We start from the raw sequence: 20,993 nt of genomic DNA, 5'->3' as shown, positions 1-20,993 counted from the left end.
TTTTTATTTCTAATGCTTTTATTGTTTATTGAGCTATAAGATCTAATTCAATATTTGCATCGGATGCTGGTGATACCTTACCATCTGTTATTGTTATTGTCTTGATTATTGAACCAACATATTGTCCCTTTTCATCTGAAAAAGCAACTATATTATATACACCATCCACTAAACCGCCTATTAGGAACTTACCTTTATTAATAGATAAACTAATTAATAAACTACGATCTTGTGAGGATATAGACACGTTCCCAGCAGTTACTAGAGATCCATCTAAATTTTTTACTATTCCTGTGATCATTGGGTTAGTAAAATCTACCTCAACATTTGCATCTGTTGCTGGTGATACTTTTCCATCTGTTATGGTAATCATTTTAGTTATTGAATTTGTAAATTGACTATTTGCACGAGGATAGGCTGTTATATAATATATTCCATCTGCTAACCCACCTATTAAAAACTTACCATTATATATACTTGCACTGATCATGCCACCAGTTTTCGAATATACGGATATGTGTCCTGAAGTTGCTAGTGTTCCGTCTGGATTTTTTACTATCCCTGTGATCATTGGATTAGTAAAATTTACTTCAACATTTGCATCTGTTGCCGGCGATACTTTTCCATTTATTATTGTAATTTTATTCATTACTGAATTAGCATATTGACTGTCTCCATATGTATCAGCCGCCATATTATATACCCCATCTGCTAGCCCACCTATTATGACTTCACCATTATTTATCACTCCATAACTGCTACCTTGCCCAATTACAGAATATATAATTACAATTCCTGATGTTCCAGATGTTCCATCTGGATTCTTAACTGCTACAGTTATTAAAGGATTTGTAAAACTTAATTCTATATTATTACCTGACTCTGATGATATTACCCCTTTTGTTATTATAATTGATTTATATAATGAATTTGCAAATTGACTACCTTTAGGTTCAACGGCAATTACCTCATATGCCCCATCAGCTAGTCCTCCTTTTGTAAAGCTACCATTATTTATACTGACCTCGAATCCATCATCCCCATTTTGTGGCGTAATTTCTACACTTCCTACTGTTGCAGGTGTACCATCGGAATTTTTTACTGTTCCCGTTATAGTCGAATTAGCAACTGGAACCGTAACAATAAATGGAGCTGCGTTAACTATTGCTGCACTCTTGTATGATACTCCATAAACTATACTTTGTTCTGCTTCTGTTACAGCAACTATTGGTACTGTTAACGTAGCTATCTTCATTGTTGAATCCATTATTACTTTTGTAGGTACTATCACTTCAGTTCCACTTGTTTGAGTTACAGCAAAATCTGCTACTACAGGCGCTACTGTCAACGCATTATTAAAAACAACTGTAATTGAACCATTAATAGCACTTACTGTAGCTACAGTTGGTATTACTACTGGTGCGGCTACCGTTAATGTAGCCGATACGGTTACATTATTTGTATTTACTACTCCCTCTACCGTCACTAAAGTTCCAATAAATGTGTAAGTTCCTGCTACTGTTGTACTTGCTACTTTGTCCCATGTTACAGCTAAATCTTTAGTTGTTCCATCTGATAAGGTTGCTGCTACTGTTGTTGACAATGTATAAGTATCACCTACCATTGCTGTATCATTAATCGCATTAACAGAGCTAACTGTTAAATTAGCAACTGTTGGAGTTGTATAATTACTAGTATCTACTGTTTGAGTAGCAACCTTCTCTGTTTCTAATTTAACATCAGCCATTATTGAAGCCGCATTATTTTTTATATATGTTTTTATTGCCGTTGGATCTGTAAGACTTACATTTGCTGCTTTAAGTAATTTAACTATCACTGCTGTTTGAGCAGTTAATATATTGTTCGGATTATAGTATTTACCACTACTATCTTCTTTTAAAAATACATCTCCACCACCATCTTTTAAATCTGCAATTAATGCCTTTATATCGTTTGAAGAAGTGATACTATACATCTTTTGATTTGTAGTGTTAATAATATCACCTGTTGCTGCATGAGCAATACCACTAACCGATGATAATACAATCATTACAGCTATTACAAGCTTTGACAATCCCTTATATAATTTTTTATTTACCATTTGTATTCCCCCCTATATTATAATTTAATAATACCATAATATATCATAAAAACAAACATAAGTATATTTTTAATATTTATTCCAATAAAATTTGGATCATATTACTAATTAGAGATTATTTTATGATCTAAAGAAAATGCCTTTAATGTAGGATCAAAATATATATGCCTTATGTCTCCCTTTGTAAATATTCCATTTTCATATCTATTAGTACTATCCCATGTGGTATCTATTATTACCCAACGGCCATCCACAAAAGCTTCATTCCAAGCATGGTCTGGATTGGTATGATCAACAGTTTCCCAAGACTGAGACTCTACCCGTATAGCATATCCGGTAACCACTCTACAAGGTATCCCTGCCATTCTTATAAGTTCATTAGTTAATTCAGCATACCCCTGGCATACCGACATTTTATTTGTAAATGTACCATAAGCGTCAGTTTCGCCATAGTTCCCACTATAATACCCATCCATATTATAATAAATATTTTCGGAAACCCAATCATGGATTTTTAATATTTTATCATAATCAGATGATGTATCTTTAATAATATCGTCAGCTAATAGTTTTAGTTCATTTTCCTCTGATACATTATTTAAATCAGTATCTAAATAATATTTTGGATTTATAGCCAAATTTTTATTATAATTTGTATAGTTCGAATTATACATTGTCGATAGTGGAAAATACTTACTACCTTCTTGATTTTTAAAAGGGATGTTCCAATAATAACTCCAATAACTTGATTCATTCTTTGATTTAAAGTAAATGTTCACTTTATAATCTCCATTTTTAATTAAATTGTTAAAGGCAAATGTTTCATCATATGTTCCATCTGTTTTAACATCTTTCCATTGTTGCATTATATCATTACCAGCTTGATCCACAATTTCAAACATAAACGCAGTTTTATCCAAACTACACTGCCCTTTTACAGTTATTTTTTCATTATTAATAACTGTCATATCAACGTATTCTGATTTTAAGTAATCAGAACTTTTATAAGTCTTTAATCGGTTATTTTGAGCTAAGTCTGGATTTAATCCAACTGTAACATTAAGCTTTGCTTCTGGCATATTCCCTGTTACACCTTTTGGGAGTGTATAAATAGCTGTGAAACTATATGCTGCCGTTTTTGTTCCATCATAATCTGTACTTGACCATGTTGCATCTACTATTGCTGTTGTACCATCACTTAGATTTAATGTAATTTTTTCTGGTAATAAAAGATTATTTACTTCTGTTCCAAAACTTGCATTAATATCATTAATAGCGCTAACTGAACTAACTGTTAAATTAGCAGCTGTTGGTGTTTTATAATTGCTCGTATCCACTGACTGAGTAGCAATCTTATCTGTTTCTACTTTAACATCAGCCATTATTGTAGTAGCATTATTTTTGATATATGTTTTAATTGCCGTTGGATCTGTAAGACTTACATTTGCCGCTTTAAGTAATTTTACAATCTCTGCTGACTGTAAATTCAATTTATCGGATGGACTATAGTACTTTCCATCAATGCCTTCTTTTAGGAATACATCTGTCCCACCGTCTTTTAGATCTGATATCAAAGCTTGCACGTCTTTTGAAGAAGTAACATCATAAATCTTTTGATCTCCAGTGTTTATAATATCCCCAGTTGCTGCATGAGCAACGCCACTAACTGATGATGATGCGAGCATTACAACTATTACAAACTTTGAAAACACCCTATATAATTTTTTATTTGCCATTTGTATCCCCCCCTATATTAATATAGTGAATTCGGAAACCCTTAAGGCCCCCATATATCTCAATCCCGGAGGGTCATTTTTTTGCTTCCCCCCCAGAAATTCGAACAAAATTTTTATAGTTTATTATATTTAATAAAAAAACACTTGACATAGTTGGTAAAATTTGAAAACCATGCAATATGGTATTAATTACCAAATAGATTGTGAGGTGTTTTTTATGTTAGGTATCTGGCGTTCTCATGCTGAATATCAATTGTTTCTTATTAACAATTTGTTACCATTTTATATTAGTAATAAAATTACCGTGGAATTTTATTCTAAGGCTTTGAGCAAACTCTATATCCTAGATTTAGATATACTTAAAGTACTACTTAAACCACGTTTTTCTACTACTGGCAAACCTTCAAATCAACAACCTGAGATATTTCGCTCTTTTATTTTGATGTCTGAACTCCATTTTAACAGCATTTCAAAGTGGATAGAATTTCTCAAAGCTACCCCAATTTTATCTTATGCCGTAGGCGTTTCGCCCAGTAATATCCCTGGTGTAGGTAGTCATTATGATTTTATCACTAGGTTATGGCTTGAGAATTCTGACGTTGAACAAGAACGGCAAAACTCTCTTCATCCATTTAAGAAAAAGCCACGTAAGAAGTTTGGTAAAAACCAAAAACAACCACCACGTCATCCTGGTATTATTAAAAAATTTGTTGATCTAGCACTTCAAGGAAAATCTTTCGAAAGCAGACCAGAAAAACTGCTTCAACAAATTTTTGCTAAGGTTGCTGTAGAACCTTCCGCAAATGCCGGGCTCCTTGGTGACACAACTAAGCTAACTATATCTGGTGATGGCACTTGTATTAATACTGGTGGAAGTCCCTACGGGATTAAAATTTGTGACTGTGTTTCTAAAGGCATTTACAATTGTGACTGCCACCGAAGATTCTCTGACACAGATGCTCATCACGGCTGGGATAGTTATCACGAAGTTTGGTATTATGGACATTGTGGTTATTTTTTATCTGTCTATAATACAGAATTTAAAATGGATCTACCCATATATTTACGGTTAGTTGAAGCTCAACGTAATGATGGTGTTAATGCAATTGTTGCCCTATCTGAGGTTCGAAAACTTTATCCGATGTTCAAGTTTGATAAATTTCTTGGAGATGGTGCTCATGATAATAACCCTACTTATGACTTATTAGATGCTTGGAATATAACGGCCATAATTCCTTTAAATAAAAAGGGTTTAGGTAAATTTAAATATGAGCCTCCAATCAAAGTAGATAACAACGGTGTCCCAATTTGTTTAGGCGAAATTCCCATGATTTACGATTACTATGATAAAGTTCGCCACAGAATTAAGTGGCGATGCCCTTATGTTAAAGGGAAAATCGAGTTTTGTTATTGCAAGGACCAATGTTCACCAAGCGCCTACGGCAGAACCATTTATACAAAACCTAAATGGGATGTTCGTCTCTTTACTGTTATTCCTCGTGGCAGCGAGCAATGGCAGAAAGAGATGAATAAACGAACGGCTTCTGAACGTGTTAACAAAAGAATTCTTAACGATTATAATATGGAAGAAGCTCATTCTCGTGGTAAAAAACGTTGGTCTTGGTGGACTACCTTGCATTCTACTAATATCCACTTGGATGCAAGAATTAAAGTTTCAAAGTTTAACTTTATATCTCTTCTAGAAAAATTAGCTTTACAAGTAGCTTAATTTAAATAATTACCACCGTTTTTCCATATAAATACATTTTATAGGTCAGCTTTGCTATGTTCATTTTTATCAATTTACATTTTAAATAACAACAAATGAGCAAGTCTAATGAACCTACGGTTTAAAACACTTTTTCTTTAGACTTTGTTAAATTAGCGATTAGTTTCCGAATTCACTTTAATATTTAATAATACCATAATATGTCATAATGCATTTGATGCGATTAATTAAGGCTGCTCACTTAATATGAGTATTCTTCCCTGTTTATAATTCTAATTCTTAATTGTTATAACTAATCTATTTGTAGTTGTATGTGATGCATCTGTGTACTGAGATTTATAACCTGCAATATTCCATGTATCTCTAATAGAGTACAGGTCCATTAGTCGATTGTATGTACAATCTAATAAACTTAATGTTGTATTCTTACTCAAATCTAAGGTTGTTAGATCATTATACTGACTAAATAAAAAACCTAATTCTGCATTCTTACTTACATCTAATGTTGTTAGTTGATTACTATTACACCATAAAATTTTTAATGCTATAAAATACTCAATACCACTTAAACTACTAATATCATCGTCTTGTACATTTACTAATGCTAAATTTTTCACATCCGAATAAAGAATTTTAGCAGAACCATTTTTACCTATCAATGAATATACCGCTGCTTTAAAATTTGTATCCGTAAACTTATTTGTTATATCTGTGTTATCACCAATATCACTAGCGATAATTAATGTAGCTTGTACATTAACATTATTTGTATTTACTACTCCATCTACCATTGTTAATGTACCTGCAAATGTGTAAGTTCCAGCTACTGTTGTACTTACTACATTATCCCATGTTACAGCTAGCTCTTTACTTGTTCCATCGGATAATGTAGCCACTACTGTTGTAGGTAATGTATAAGAATCACCTGCATTTGCAGTAGCATTAATAGCACTAGCAGAACTTACTGTTAAATTAGCAACTGTTGGTGTTTTATAATTGCTCGTATCCACTGTTTGATTAGCAACCTTATCCGTTTCTACTTTTACATCAGCCATTATAGAAACCGCATTATTTTTGATATATGTTTTAATTGCTGTTGGCTCTGTAAGGCTTACATTTGCTGCTTTAAGTAATTTAATTATTTCTGCCGATTGAGCAGTTAATATATTATTAGGATTATAGTATTTATCATTACTATTTTCTTTTAAAAATACATCTCCACCACCATCTTTTAAATCTGCAATTAATGCCTTTATATCGTTTGAAGAAGTGATACTATACATCTTTTGATTTGTAGTGTTTATAATATCACCTGTTGCTGCATGAGCAACACCACTAACCGATGATGATACAATCATTAAAGCTATTACAAGCTTTGACAATCCCTTATATAATTTTTTATTTACCATTTGTAATCCCCCTATAATTTAAAATATAATTTATTCGTTATAATCAATATGATTAATCTAATCATATAAATAAATTACTATTTTGTATATATTAAGTAATTTAAATATAATGTTTAAATATCCTTTATTCTTATGTTTTATAGTCATTTATCAACATAAATTAAAAAAGGAGAACCTACAATTTAAATATTGTAAATTCCCTTCATATAAATAATATACTTGTATTATTTGTGTAGTCGCACTTATATCTACGGCTTTAATCAATAATCAAAGGGATGCCCATACCAAGGAACTTTATCTGTCGCTACTTTAACAGCCGCCGTTATTGCCTTAATGTTGTTTCTGATATATGTTGTAATAGCTATTGTATCTGTAAAACCTACATTTGCTGCTTTAAGTAATTTAATTATTTCTGCTGATTGAGTGGCTAATATATCATTCGGATTATAGTATTTCCCATTACTAGCTTCTTTTACAAATATATCTCCACCACCATCTTTTAAATCTGCAATTAATGCCTTTATATCGTTTGAAGAAGTGATACTATACGTCTTTTTATTTGTAACGTTTATAATATCCCCTGTCGCGGCATGAGCAACTCCACTAACTGATGATAATGCAATCATTATAGCTATTACGAACTTAAAAAACTCTTATATTTTTTTTGTTTAACATTTATATTCCCCCCCTATAATTTAAACAGTAACTTATCCATATTAAGTAAATTTACAAAATTGCCAAGTTACATCAGGCATTAACTCAGCAGTTTGAATATTTTTATTATTTTTTATATCTTGAATTTTAGTTAATATACTCGTCAATTAATTGTGATAATTAAGTCTTATTTGATTATTTATTAGTGTAGTTACTGTTAATGTAGCTGATGCAGTTACATTATTTGTATTTATTACTTCATCAACCATTGTTAATGTACCTGTAAATGTGTAAGTTCCTGCTACTGTTGTACTTGCCACCTTGTCCCATGTCACAGCTAAATCTTTAGTTGTTCCATCCGATAATGTTGCCGTTACTGTAGTTGGTAATGTATAAGCATCTCCTACACCTATTGTTTTTGTAATGGTAATAGCTCTTAATGGACTAACTATTAATATAACATGGGGTACTACTATTAATGTAACTGTCGCTGTTATATTATTTGTATTTACTACTCCATCAGTCATTATTAATGTACCTGTGAATCTAGATGCTCCAACTATATTATCAACTACTCTTTGCCATGTTACAGATAAGCTTTTAGTTGTTCCATCAGATAAAGTTGCTATTACTGTTGTTGGAAAATTAGAATTAAGGTAAAGATTGCTTATTTTCTGCACAGATACCACTACTCTGCTTGCTTCATTAACAATTACATTGGCCTGTACTTGATAATTGCCATAATCAGCAAGTACCCCCTTAACGGTAACTGTACCCGCTGTAGCATATGTTCCTACTGTTGTAGCTGCCGCATCCCAAGTAATTGCTGCCGATGTAGTAGCTCCATTGCTTAATGTAGCAATTACTTTAGTTGGTAATGTTGGCACAGTTCCAACTGTTGTACTTATAGTGCTAATAGTACTTACAGAAGTTACTGTTATTGCTGATGCTGTTGTATAATTACTTGTATCTATTGTTTGTGTAGCAACCTTCGCTGTTTCTGTATTAACTGAAGTCATTATATCAGCAGCATTATTTACAATATACGCCTTAATCGCTGCTGCATCTTTAAGATCTATATTTCCTGTTTGAAGTGATTTAACAACTGCTGTTTTCTGTGCAGATAACTTATCAGATGGATTATAGTATTTTCCATTGCCATCCTCTTTTAAGAATGTATCATTACCACCATCTTTTAAATCTGCTATCAAAGCTTGTATCTCTTTCGAAGAAGTAACATTATACATCACTTTATTTGTAGTGTTTATAATATCACCTGTTGCTGCATGAGCAATACCACTAACTGATGATGATGCAATAATTACAACTATTACAAACTTTAACAATCCTTTAAATAATTTTTTATTTACCATTTGTATTTACCCCCTTATATTATGATTTAATAATACCATAATATATCATTAAAACAAATATAAGGATATTATTATATTTATCTTAATAAAATTTGGATCATATTCCTAATTAGAGATTATTTTATGATCTAATGAAAATACCTTTAATGTAGGATCGACATATATATGTCTTATGTCTCCCTTCATAAATATTCCATTTTTATATCTATTAGTACTATCCCATGTTGTATCTATTATTACCCAACGGGCATCCACAAAAGCTTCATTCCAAGCATGGTTTGAATTGGTATGATCAACGGTTTCCAAAGACTGAGGATCTACCCATATAGCATATCCTGTAACTACTCTACAAGGTATACCTACCATTCTTATAAGTTCATTAGTTAGTTCAGCATAACCCTAGCATACCGACATTTTATTTGCAAATGTGTCATAAGCGTCAGTTTTGCCATAGTTCCCGCTATAATACCCCATCCATATTATAATAAATATTTTCGGAAACCCAGTCATGGATTTTTAATATTTTATCATAATCAGAAGGTGTATCTTTAATAATATCGTCAGCTAATAGTTTTAGTTAATTTTCCTCTGATAGATTATTTAAATCAGTTTCTAAATAATCTTTAGGGTTTATAGCCAGATTTTTATTATAATATGTATAGTCTGTGTTATGCATTGTCGATAGTGGAAAATACATACTCCCTTCTTGATCAAATTGCAACATTAAGCTTTGCTTCTGGCATATTCCCCGTTACACCTTCTGGGAGTGTATAAATAGCTGTGAACCTATATGATGCCGTTTTTGTTCCAAAAAAACCTGTACTTGACCATGTTGCATCTACTATTGCTGTTGTACCATCACTTAGATTTAATGTAATTTTATCAGGTAATGAAAGATTATTTACTTCTGTTCCAAAACTTGCATTAATATCATTAATAGCGCTAACTGAACTAACTGTTAAATTAGCAGCTGTTGGTGTTTTATAATTGCTCGTATCCACTGACTGAGTAGCAATCTTATCTGTTTCTACTTTAACATCAGCCATTATTGTAGTAGCATTATTTTTGATATATGTTTTAATTGCCGTTGGATCTGTAAGACTTACATTTGCCGCTTTAAGTAATTTTACAATCTCTGCTGACTGTAAATTCAATTTATCGGATGGACTATAGTACTTTCCATCAATGCCTTCTTTTAGGAATACATCTGTCCCAGCGTCTTTTAGATCTTATATTAATACTTGCACGTCTTTTGAAGAAGTCACATCATAAATCTTTTGATCTCCAGTGTTTATAATATCCCCAGTTGCTGCATGAGCAACGCCACTAACTGATGATGATGCGAGCATTACAGCTATTGCGAACTTCTAACTATGAAGGATACTCACTTAATATGAATATCCTTCCCAGTTTATAATTTTAATTAATCCTCAGGTAATACAATAAATTTATAAGTGCATACAATGTCCTTATTGTCATAAAAATTTATTGTATCACCATTAACTATAGGATACATTGTATCAAGATCTACATTCTGTGTTCCATGATATACCATAGCACCTAAAGTTCCATTTAAAACTAGATCTAATTCAACTGGAACAAGGTTTACTGGTGAATTAGCTTTTAAAGTAATAGTTTTAGCTGCATTGTCTATGCTGCTAATATATTGATTGATTTTTAATTTTTCATTATGATACTCTGAAAAATCTAACAAAATATCAGACTGTATGCTTTTATCTTTTACAATAACTGGAACAGTTATTGTAGTTGGATTATTTGCGTAATTGGTCATCCCATCTGGCAAATCAAATGACCCTGTAAATATATAAGTCCCAGGGGTAGTCGAGTCATAAGGTACTCCTGACGTTGTACCATTATCCCATGTTGTACTTACTGTAGCAGATCCAGGAAATCCATTTGAGAACATATTTATATCTATATTATTAGGTAATCCTATATTACTTTGTATTGTGTTAATTTGTACTGTTATCGGACTTAGAGTTGCTGCTCCCATAAAATTAGATAAAACTGTTGTGTTATTTAATGTGAAATCTTTCCATTTAAGATTATCATAATACGAACTAACTGGAGAATAATCTGTGATTTGATTAATTCTTAAGGACAATTCAGTCAGGTTAGTTAATTCTCTTAAATCTTCTATGTTACTAATTTGATTATTACTTAAATCTAATGAAATCAAATTAGTCAATCCTTTTAACGGTTTTATGTTACTAATTTGATTACCTGCTATACTAAACTCAGTTAATTTAGTCAATGCTTGTAAAGGTTCCAAGTTGCTGATTTTATTTGAGTTTAACTCCAAAATTGTCAAGTTAGTTAAATTTTCAATTCCTAAAATACTTGTTATACTTTTTGTAGAAGAAACACTCAATTCTGTTATCTTATCTACATCACTTTTTAAAATATCTCCTGTAGGTTTATTTATAGTATCTCTAATTACTTTTTCAAACTCTTTATCTGGGAATGTAACAATATTACTAGTATCAATAACCACTGGAACCTTTGTATAATTGTTCGTATCCACTGTTTGAGTAGCAGCCTTATCTGTTTCTACTTTAATAGCATCCACTATTGTAGCCGCATTATTTTTGATATATGTTTTAATTGCTGTTGGATTTTTAATATCTACATTTGCCGCTTTAAGTAATTTTGCAATCTCTGCTGACTGCAAATTCAATTTATCAGATGGACTATAGTATTTTCCATCACTACCTTCTTTTAAGAATACATCTGCCCCACCATCTTTTAAGTCTGATATCAATGCTTGTACATCTTTCGAATAAGTTACATCATAAACCCTTTCATTTGTAGTATTTATAATATCGCCAGTTGCTGCATGAGCAACCCCACTAACTGATGATGATGCAACCATTACAGCTATTACAAACTTTGATAACCCCGCATATAATTTTTTCTTTTTCATTAGTATTTATCCCCCTATATTATAATTTAATTATTTCATAATATGTTATAACCTCATATATAAGTATATTATTAATATTTATTCCATAATAGTAACTTACTCTGCAATAATCGGATAAAATAAGAGAAACTTTATAAGCAATAATAAATAAAGCCTAATGTAAAAAATAAGGGTACTCACTTAATATGAGTACCCTTTACAGTCTAATTCTAATTTTTAATTACTATAACTAATGCAAACTTTGAAAATCCCATAGATATTTTTTTATTCACCATTTGTATTTTATAATTGTAATCCTCTCTAAAATGCATGTACTTACATTAGTTTATATTAAACATAATATTCATTTTGGCTGGTTATATTTCTTATTATATCGTAAAGTCTTTGTATAAAATATTATTATAAAAAGAACTAATTGAAGTATAATCGGTGATTTGATTGCCATCTAAATATAACTCAACCAATTCTGTCATTCCTTTTAAAGGTTCTATGTTGTTTAATTGATTGCCAGCTAAATTTAAATATATCAAGTTAGTCATTCCTCTTAATGGCTCTAGATTATTTATTTGATTGTTAGATAAATTTACACTTTCTAGGTTAGTCAATCCTCTTAACGGTTCTACGTTACTTATTTGATTGTTAGATAAATCTACACTTTCTAGGTTAGTCAATCCTCTTAACGGTTCTACGTTACTTATTTGATTGTTAGATAAATCTAAACTATTTAATTTAGTGAAATATTCCACTCCTGAAATATCTGTAATGTTGCTATCACTTGCATCTAGCTCCCATATAGTATTAACATCCCCCTTAAAAATATTTCCATTAGGTCTTCTTATAATATTCCTTATGGATTTTTCCAAGTTTTTATCTGGAAATGTAATAACTGTTGCATCAAATGTATCTGTTAAATTAAAATCCACTTCTGTCAAACTGTTATAAAAAGATTTAACTGGACTATAATCATTAATCTGATTAGTACTTAATCTCAATGAAGTCAAGTTAACCAATCCTGCTAAGGGTTCTATATTAATGATTTGATTACTATTTAAGTTCAAAAGAGTCAAATTAGTTAATTTTGTTAAAGGTTCTATATTGTTAATTTGATTATCAGCTAAGCTAATACCCGTTAAATTAGTCAACTCGCTTAAAGGTTCTATGTTTGTAATTTGATTATCAACTAAACTAAGACCCTTTAAATTAGTTAAGTTCCTTAAAGGTTCTAAGTTTTCAATTTTATTATGAGATAGATCAATATCTGTTAAATTACTTAATCCTTTTAATGCACTTATGTCAGTTATATTATTATATGGCAAATTAAGTTGTGTTAAATTGGTTAATCCTTTTAACGCACTTATATCAGTTATATTAGTTCCAGTGCCTTCACCTGACTTCATGATAGTAAATCCTAGATCAATTTGTGTTAAATTTGTTAATCCTTTTAATTGACTTATATCATTTATATTAGTATTGTGTAGAAAAAGAACTTTTAAATTTGTTAAGTATTCTATACCACTAATATCTGATATTATTGGTTGCCCTATATTTCCCCCAACATAACCTATATCAGTGATTTTTTCAACATCCCATTTATATAAATTTCCTGTAGGTTTATATATAGCCTCTCTAATTAATTGATCAAAGACCTTATCTGGAAATGTAACAATTGTATTGATGCCAGTTCCGCCTTTTATAGTAAAAGCTACTGTTTTAAATGATGCTTCGTTCTTATATGATACTCCATAAACTACACTTTGGTCTGATGAGGTTGTAGCTACTGTAGGTATAGTAAATAATAAATTATTTTTTGAATCAACATAAAAACCCTCAGGTACTACAGTAGTTGCTGCTCCATCACCTATTTTTTGTGTAATAACAAAATCTTCAGCCTCTGGTTCAACTGTTGGCGCTCCATTTAATATTACGTTTACTTTACCATCAGTAGCACTTACTGACTGAACGGATACTGGAGTAATCGTAAGTGTCCCATATTGTCCCAAAACTACTTCTTCAGTTTTAAGAACTGTACCATCTACATCTAATAATTTAACGGTTACTATATCACCTGTTACTTTGGCTGGAAAAACTATTGTATCTGACCCAAGTACTGCCTGAGCTGATATTTTTGTTACGCCATCAAATAATTGGTATTTCGTAGCCGTAGCAAAGTTTTTAACACCATCCGTTGTTAACTTTAAATTTGCTATTGCTCCAAACGAATTTGGTCTAATATTAGTGGAAAATATATTTACTTTTGTGCTTACCACTGGATTAACTGTAACTTTAACACTAACAGACTTCTGAGCATCTGTTAACGTCCATGTCTTTCCTGTTGGAACTGATAATATACCGTCCACTGTTACAGTACCAGCTACTGTTACATCAGGTATGTTTGTCCATGTTTCATTGGCAACATCTGTTGTTCCGTCACTTAATGTGACAGGTACTGTTGTTGGTAATATTGGGGTAGTTCCTACTATAGTAGTTATTGGACTAATATCACTTATTGAATTAACTGATACATTAGAAACTACTGGAGTAACTTTTGTATAATTGCTTGTATCCACTGTCTGCGTAGCAACTTTATCTGTTTCTACCTTAACGTCAGCCACTATTTCAGCAGCATTATTTTTAATATATGTTTTAATTGCTGTTGAATCTGTAAGGCTTACATTTGCTGCTTTAAGTAATTTAACTATCTCTGCTGTTTGAACAGTTAATTTATCATTTGGACTATAGTACTTTCCATCAGTGCTTTCTTTTAAAAATTGATCTCCGCCACCATCTTTTAGATCTGCTATTAATGCTTGTACATCTTTTGAAGAAGTGATATCATAAATATTTTTACTTGTAGTATTTATAATATCCCCTATTGCTGCATGAGCAACTCCACTAAGAGATGGTGATACAATCATTAAAGCTATTACGAACTTTGACAATCTTTTATATAATTTTTTATTTACCATTTGTATTTATCCCCCCTATATTATGATTTAATAATACCATAATATATTATAAAAACAAATATAAGTATTTTGTTGATATTTATCCCATAATAATTTACTCTGTAATAATCGGATAAAGTAAGAAAAACTTTACTAATCAATAATTTATTTAGTAATAGGATTGGTAATAAATCCATACTTTCCACCAACTTGTACTACAGCTAAACCTTCATTAAAACAATCTAAATCGCTAAATTGAGGCTTAATTATATAATTACCCGTCATGTCAATAACTTCCCATTCACTACCTACCTTTACACTAGCTAACCTCTCTCTAAAAGACCATACTTTATCAAATTGAGGCTGGATAACTATTTTACCCGTTTTATCAATAAACCCATATTTATCATCGAGTTTAATCTGTGCTAAACCCTCACTAAAATTTCCAATATAATCAAATTTAGGACTAATTATAAAACTACCCGTTTTATCAATTACACCATATTTAGTATATGGCTGTTCTCCATTTCCAACTATAGCTAAACCTTCACTAAATTCCACATAATCAAATTCAGGTTTATTAATTTCTTTAGTAAATTCTTCTATATTATATTGTTTATCTTTATAGTTATTTCAAATTAGTAAGAGTATATATCAAAACCCAAAATATACCCTTATTTTATACATCCTTCTAATATTTAATTGTTATAACTAATATATCCGTGGTAGTCTGGGTTGAATCTGTATACTGATCTTCATAATCTGTATGAAACCAAGTATCTTTAATAGAGTACAGTACTGTTAGTTGATTGAAAAAACACTGTAAACTGGTTAATGCTATATTCTTACTTAAATCTAAGTTTGTTAGTTGATTCATAGAACAATCTAAATCAGTTAATTCTATATTTTCACTTAAATCTAAGGCTGTTAGTTGATTAGCACCACAGAATAAACTAGTTATTTGGATATTATTACTTAAATCTAATTTTGTTAGTCGATTGCTACTACAGAGTAAACTAGTTAATCCCATATTTTTACTTACATCTAAGTTCGCAAGTTGATTACCACCACAATCTAAACTATCTAATGCAATACTCTTACTTACATCTAAGTCTATCAGTTGATTAGCTTGACAACCTAACTCAGTTAATGCTGTATTCTTACTTACATCTAAGGTTGTTAGTTGATTACTATGACACTCTAAACTAATTAATGCAATATTCTTACTTACATCTAAAATTGTAAGTTTATTATAACCACAGACTAAACTATCTAATTCGATATTCTTACTTACATCTAAGTTTGTTAGTCCATTATTATGACAATCTAAATTAGTTAATTCTGTATTCTTATTTACATCTAAATTTGTTAGTTGGTTATTATAACAATCTAACTCAGTTAACGCTGTATTCTTACTTACATCTAAGTTTGTTAGTTGATTATTATGACAATCTAAATTAGTTAATGCGATATTCTTACTTATATCTAAGTTCTTTAGTTGATTTTTAGAACAATTCAAATCAATTAATGCTAGATTCTTACTTACATCTAAGGTTTTTAGTTTATTTCCATTACAATCTAAGGTAGTTAATGATGTAAAATATTCAATACCACTTAAACTACTAATATCCCTATAGCCTAGGTTAATATCAGTTATATTTTTTAAATCCGAATAAATTATTTTATCAGTATTTTTTTTACATATATAATCATATACTTTAGCTTTAAATTTTGCATCAGTAAACTTACTTGTTATATCTGTATCATCACTAATAGCACTGACAACAGTTAATGTAGCTTGTACTGTTACATTATTTGTGTTTCCCACCCCATCAACCATTGTTAACGTACCTATAAATGTAAATGCTCCTGATACTGTTGTACTTGCTATTTTATCCCATGTTACAGCTAAACTCTTAGTTGTTCCATCAGATAAAGTTACTATTACTGTTGTAGGTAATATATAAGTGTCACCTACAGTTGCTGTATCATTAATATCACTAACCGAATTAACTGTTAAATTAGCAACTGTTGGGGTTATATAGCTGCTCGTATCCACTGTTTGCTTAGCAGCCTTATCTGTTTCTACTTTAATGGCTGCAACTATTGTAGCCGCATTATTTTTGATATATGTTTTAATTGCTGTTGGATTTTTAATATCTACATTTGCCGCTTTAAGTAATCTTGCAATCTCTGCTGACTGTAAATTCAATTTATCAGATGGACTATAGTACTTTCCATCACTACCTTCTTTTAAGAATACATCAGTCCCGCCATCTTTTAAATCTGATATCAATGCTTGCACGTCTTTCGAAGACGTAACATTATAAACTTTTTTATTTGTAATGTTTATAATATCCCCTGTTGATGCATGAGCAACTCCACTAACTGATGATGCAAGCATTACAGCTACTACGAACTTTGACAACCCCATATATAATTTTTTATTTATCATTTGCATTTGCTCCCCCTATATTGTATTACTTGTTTTTATAGTTACATAAAAATGTTTTTCTAATACATTTTATGCAATTAATTAAGGATACTCACTTAATATGAGTATCCTCCCCGGTTTATAATTTAAATTAATCCTCAGGTAATACAATAAATTTATAAGTGCATACAATGCCTTTATTATTATAAAAATTTATTGTATCATCATTAACTATATGATACATTGTATCAAGATCTACATTCTGTGTTCCATGATATACCATAGCACCTAAAGTTCCATTTAAAACTAGATCTAATTCAACTGGAACAAAGTTTACTGGTGAATTAGCTTCTAAAGTAATAGTTTTAGCTGCATTGTCTATACTGCTAATATATTGGTCAATTTTTAATTTTTCATTATGATACTCTGAAAAATCCAACAAAATATCAGACTGTATGCTTGTATCTTTTATGGTAACTGAAACAGTTGTTGAAGTTGGATTATTTGCGTAATTGGTCATCCCATCTGGTAAATCAAATGTCCCTGTAAATATATAAGTCCCAGGGGTAGTCGAGTCATAAGGTACACCTGCCGTTGAACCATTATCCCATGTTGTACTTACTGTAGCAGATCCAGGAAATCCATTTGAGAACATATTTATATCTATATTATTAGGTAATCCTATATCACTTTGTATTGTGTTAATTTTTACTGTTATCGGACTTAAAGTTACTGCTCCTGCAAAATTAGATAAATCTGTATTATTTAATGTGAAATCTTTCCATTTAAGATTGTCATAATACGAACTAACTGGAGAATAATCTGTAATTTGATTCTCCCTTAAAGTCAAATCAGTCAGGTTAGTTAATTCTCTTAAATCTTCTATGTTAATAATTTGATTTTTACTTAAATCCAATGAAATCAAATTAGTCAATCCTTTTAAAGGTCCTATGTTAATAATTTGATTATCACTTAAATCCAGCGAAATCAAATTAGTCAATCCTTTTAAAGGTTCTATGTTACTAATTTGATTACCTGCTATACTAACCTCAGTTAATTTAGTCAATGCTTGTAATGGTTCCAAGTTGCTAATTTTATTTGAGTTTAACTCCACAATTGTCAAGTTAGTTAAATTTTCAATTCCTAAAATACTTGTTATACTTTTTGTAGAAGAAACACTCAATTCTGTTATCTTATCTACATCACTTTTTAAAATATCTCCTGTAGGTTTATTTATAGTATCTCTAATTACTTTTTCAAACTCTTTATCTGGGAATGTAACAATATTACTAGTATCAATAATATTTAATGTAGCTTGTACAGTTTTGTTTTCAGTATTTTCCACTCCATTAACCAATGTTAATGTACCTGTGAATGAATAAGTTCCAACCACTGTTGTACTTGCTACTTTATCCCATGTTACAGATAAGTTTTTAGTTGTTCCATCAGATAATGTTGCCGTTACTGTTGTTGGTAATATATAAGTATCACCTATGGACTTTGTAATGTTAATAGCACTTACTGATTGAACTGATAAACTAGAAATAACTGGAGTAACTTTTATATAATTGCTAGTATCCAGTGTTTGTGTAGCAACCTTATCAGTTTCTGCTTTAATAGCTGATACTATTGTACCCGCATTATTTTTGATATATGTTTTAATTGCTGTTGGATTTTTAATATCTACATTTGCCGCTTTAAGTAATTTTGCAATCTCTGCTGACTGTAAACCTAATTTATCAGATGGACTATAGTACTTGCCATCGGTACCCTCTTTTAAAAATACATCTGCACCACCATCCTTTAAATCTGATATCAATGCTTGCACATCTTGTGAAGAAGTGACATTATAAATCTTTTTATTCCCTGTGTTTATAATATCCCCTGTTGCTGCATGAGCAACACCACTAACTGATGATGTTGCAAACATTACAACTATTACAAACTTTGAAAACCCCATTATTAATCTTTTATTCACCATTTGTATTTACCCCCCTATATTATGATTAATAATACCATAATATATTATAAACTCAAATAAAAGGATATTATTAATATTTATCCCAGAATAATAACTTGCTCTGTAATAAGTGTATACTAGTTGTCTGACTCGAATCTACGTACTGAGGTCTATAAAATGAAGTATCCCAAGTATTTTTATTAGAATATAGAGTTGTTAGTTGATTATTAATACACCCAAAATAAGATAATGCTGTATTCTTACTTAAATCTAAAGTTGAAAATCCATTTCCATAAACACCTAAGTAGTATAAATCAGTAAACTTATTAGTTATATCAGTGTTATTGCTTATAGTAATATCACTGATAAGATTAAATGGTGTTGAATTAACTGATTTCGCACCCTTATATGATACTCCATAAACTACACTTTGGTTTGATTCTGTTGTTGCTGCTCGTGTCCACTATTGTCTTCAATTTAAATTTTAGTTGTTCCATCAGATAATGTTGCCATTACTGTTGTAGCTCCTACTCTGTAATAAAACGAAATGACATATCTTATTTGATATGTCATTTTGAATAGTTTAGTTTTTTTTGTAATGTAAAATTTTATTTAATATTTTCTTTTTTAGCTAGTACCCTACTTTTATTTTGCTATTGAATAAGCTAAAATTTTCTGTGATAAAACAGTTACTTCGGCATCAAGTTGATCTTGTTCAATAAATGAATTAAAAGTTAACATCTGAGCAGTAGTTATCTCTTCAATTAATGCATTAGCAGCTATGCCACCATCTGGTTGCAAGCTTATATCCGTGGGTGTTTCACCATTTAACATAGCTATTGCATTTAATATACTTTTATTTACATCAGTATAATCAAATGTAGAAGGTTCACTGCCAGTTTGAGCATAGAAAGCATTTACTTTTGCCATTAAAATTGGAACTTCTGCAAATAATTGTGCTTTAGTTGTTGCAGTATTTTCAAGGACTAAAGCAATTCCCATTTCATTGTGTAAATCATAATAAGATGCGCCTTTGTCTGGTAGCCTCGCTAAATATTCATCTGACATATTCTCTCCTGTTCTTCCTGCACTATTAACAGCCACGTCTAAACTTTGAGTATATAATTCAGATGTTTCTGATACCTGTTCAGATACATAAACCTTTTGTATAACCTTCAAATTTTTAGAATTAGTTACTCCACTAAATAAATCCATGGTGCCTGTAAGCACATAGAGCCCTGGTTTACTAGAGTCATAACTTGGTATTCCCTCATCGAAGGTAACCGCTACATTTGTAGTACTATTATCAGCTAAAGTTGCTTTTACCTCAGTAGGAAGCATTTCAGATAAAGTAACTCCTGTATTAAGTAAAAATGGATGTTGATAGGCAATAGAAACAATGTCTTTAGTTCCAACTACTTGAGTCGCTTCTGTATAATTGCTTGTATCCACTGTTTGAGTAGCAGCCTTATCTGTTTCTACTTTAATAGCTGCCATTATTGTAGCCGCATTATTTTTGATATATGTTTTAATTGCTGTTGGATTTTTAATATCTACATTTGCCGCTATAAGTAATTTTGCAATCTCTGCTGACTGTAAATTCAATTTATCAGATGGACTATAGTATTTTCCATCACTACCTTCTTTTAAGAATACATCTGCCCCACCATCTTTTAAGTCTGATATCAATGCTTGTACATCTTTCGAA

General features: G+C 30.8%; 13 protein-coding genes and 1 pseudogene. 1 reads left to right on the top strand and 13 read right to left on the bottom strand.

All coding sequences use genetic code 11. From position 1 onward, the window contains the following. Positions 1-25 precede the first annotated feature (25 nt). A complete protein-coding gene (locus tag KPL44_RS21255) occupies positions 26-2,101 on the bottom strand; it encodes an Ig-like domain-containing protein (RefSeq protein ID WP_216254500.1) in 2,076 nt (691 codons plus the stop codon). A 104-nt stretch (positions 2,102-2,205) separates the two neighbouring features. Next, positions 2,206-3,837, bottom strand: a complete 1,632-nt coding sequence (locus KPL44_RS21250) for a transglutaminase domain-containing protein (RefSeq protein WP_216254497.1) — start codon at positions 3,835-3,837, stop codon at positions 2,206-2,208. A 217-nt stretch (positions 3,838-4,054) separates the two neighbouring features. On the opposite strand from KPL44_RS21250, the gene KPL44_RS21245 reads away from it, so the two are divergent. Next, positions 4,055-5,566 (top strand): hypothetical protein, encoded by a 1,512-nt coding sequence (locus KPL44_RS21245; RefSeq protein ID WP_216254494.1) that lies wholly within the window; start codon positions 4,055-4,057, stop codon positions 5,564-5,566. A 272-nt stretch (positions 5,567-5,838) separates the two neighbouring features. On the opposite strand, the gene KPL44_RS21240 is transcribed toward KPL44_RS21245, so the two are convergent. The 11 genes and pseudogenes from KPL44_RS21240 to KPL44_RS21190 form a co-directional block, all read right to left on the bottom strand. After that, positions 5,839-6,975: an Ig-like domain-containing protein gene (locus tag KPL44_RS21240; RefSeq protein ID WP_216254491.1), complete on the bottom strand. Its 1,137-nt coding sequence runs from the start codon at positions 6,973-6,975 to the stop codon at positions 5,839-5,841. A 260-nt stretch (positions 6,976-7,235) separates the two neighbouring features. Then, the gene (locus tag KPL44_RS21235; protein ID WP_216254488.1) at positions 7,236-7,601 is read right to left on the bottom strand and encodes a hypothetical protein; all 366 of its coding nucleotides are present in this window, start codon (positions 7,599-7,601) and stop codon (positions 7,236-7,238) included. A gap of 195 nt (positions 7,602-7,796) precedes the next feature. Then, on the bottom strand, positions 7,797-9,002 hold the full coding sequence (locus tag KPL44_RS21230) for an Ig-like domain-containing protein (protein ID WP_216254485.1): 1,206 nt from the start codon (positions 9,000-9,002) through the stop codon (positions 7,797-7,799). A gap of 105 nt (positions 9,003-9,107) precedes the next feature. Continuing rightward, a pseudogene (locus tag KPL44_RS21225) lies at positions 9,108-9,386 on the bottom strand (transglutaminase domain-containing protein); the annotation flags it as partial. Positions 9,387-9,712: 326 nt separating this feature from the next. After that, positions 9,713-10,156: a hypothetical protein gene (locus tag KPL44_RS21220; protein WP_216254479.1), complete on the bottom strand. Its 444-nt coding sequence runs from the start codon at positions 10,154-10,156 to the stop codon at positions 9,713-9,715. Between the two features lie 269 nt (positions 10,157-10,425). Next, positions 10,426-11,946, bottom strand: a complete 1,521-nt coding sequence (locus KPL44_RS21215) for a leucine-rich repeat domain-containing protein (protein ID WP_216254476.1) — start codon at positions 11,944-11,946, stop codon at positions 10,426-10,428. Between the two features lie 368 nt (positions 11,947-12,314). Further along, on the bottom strand, positions 12,315-14,912 hold the full coding sequence (locus KPL44_RS21210) for a leucine-rich repeat domain-containing protein (protein ID WP_216254472.1): 2,598 nt from the start codon (positions 14,910-14,912) through the stop codon (positions 12,315-12,317). Positions 14,913-15,056: 144 nt separating this feature from the next. Then, on the bottom strand, positions 15,057-15,452 hold the full coding sequence (locus tag KPL44_RS26100; protein ID WP_216254469.1) for a WG repeat-containing protein: 396 nt from the start codon (positions 15,450-15,452) through the stop codon (positions 15,057-15,059). Between the two features lie 130 nt (positions 15,453-15,582). After that, entirely contained in the window at positions 15,583-17,346 is a 1,764-nt protein-coding gene (locus KPL44_RS21200) for a leucine-rich repeat domain-containing protein (RefSeq protein ID WP_216254465.1), read from the bottom strand. Positions 17,347-17,476: 130 nt separating this feature from the next. Continuing rightward, the gene (locus KPL44_RS21195) at positions 17,477-19,306 is read right to left on the bottom strand and encodes a leucine-rich repeat domain-containing protein (protein WP_216254463.1); all 1,830 of its coding nucleotides are present in this window, start codon (positions 19,304-19,306) and stop codon (positions 17,477-17,479) included. 624 nt (positions 19,307-19,930) lie between these two features. Then, positions 19,931-20,993: Ig-like domain-containing protein (locus tag KPL44_RS21190; RefSeq protein WP_216254445.1), on the bottom strand; the 1,063-nt coding region annotated here is incomplete at its 5' end.

It is taken from the genome of Clostridium sp. DSM 17811, assembly GCF_018861905.1.
GTDB classification, from domain to species: Bacteria; Bacillota; Clostridia; order Clostridiales; family Clostridiaceae; genus Clostridium_AD; species Clostridium_AD frigoriphilum.
Note: the sequence above shows the minus strand (reverse complement) of the source record. Positions and strands in the feature narration are given on the sequence as shown.

Coding starts and splice junctions, on each gene's coding strand:
- KPL44_RS21255 (WP_216254500.1), bottom strand. CDS start 2,101: ATGGTAAATAAAAAATTATATAAGGGATTGTCAAAGCTTGTAATAGCT.
- KPL44_RS21250 (WP_216254497.1), bottom strand. CDS start 3,837: ATGGCAAATAAAAAATTATATAGGGTGTTTTCAAAGTTTGTAATAGTT.
- KPL44_RS21245 (WP_216254494.1), top strand. CDS start 4,055: ATGTTAGGTATCTGGCGTTCTCATGCTGAATATCAATTGTTTCTTATT.
- KPL44_RS21240 (WP_216254491.1), bottom strand. CDS start 6,975: ATGGTAAATAAAAAATTATATAAGGGATTGTCAAAGCTTGTAATAGCT.
- KPL44_RS21235 (WP_216254488.1), bottom strand. CDS start 7,601: ATGATTGCATTATCATCAGTTAGTGGAGTTGCTCATGCCGCGACAGGG.
- KPL44_RS21230 (WP_216254485.1), bottom strand. CDS start 9,002: ATGGTAAATAAAAAATTATTTAAAGGATTGTTAAAGTTTGTAATAGTT.
- KPL44_RS21215 (WP_216254476.1), bottom strand. CDS start 11,946: ATGAAAAAGAAAAAATTATATGCGGGGTTATCAAAGTTTGTAATAGCT.
- KPL44_RS21210 (WP_216254472.1), bottom strand. CDS start 14,912: ATGGTAAATAAAAAATTATATAAAAGATTGTCAAAGTTCGTAATAGCT.
- KPL44_RS21200 (WP_216254465.1), bottom strand. CDS start 17,346: ATGATAAATAAAAAATTATATATGGGGTTGTCAAAGTTCGTAGTAGCT.
- KPL44_RS21195 (WP_216254463.1), bottom strand. CDS start 19,306: ATGGTGAATAAAAGATTAATAATGGGGTTTTCAAAGTTTGTAATAGTT.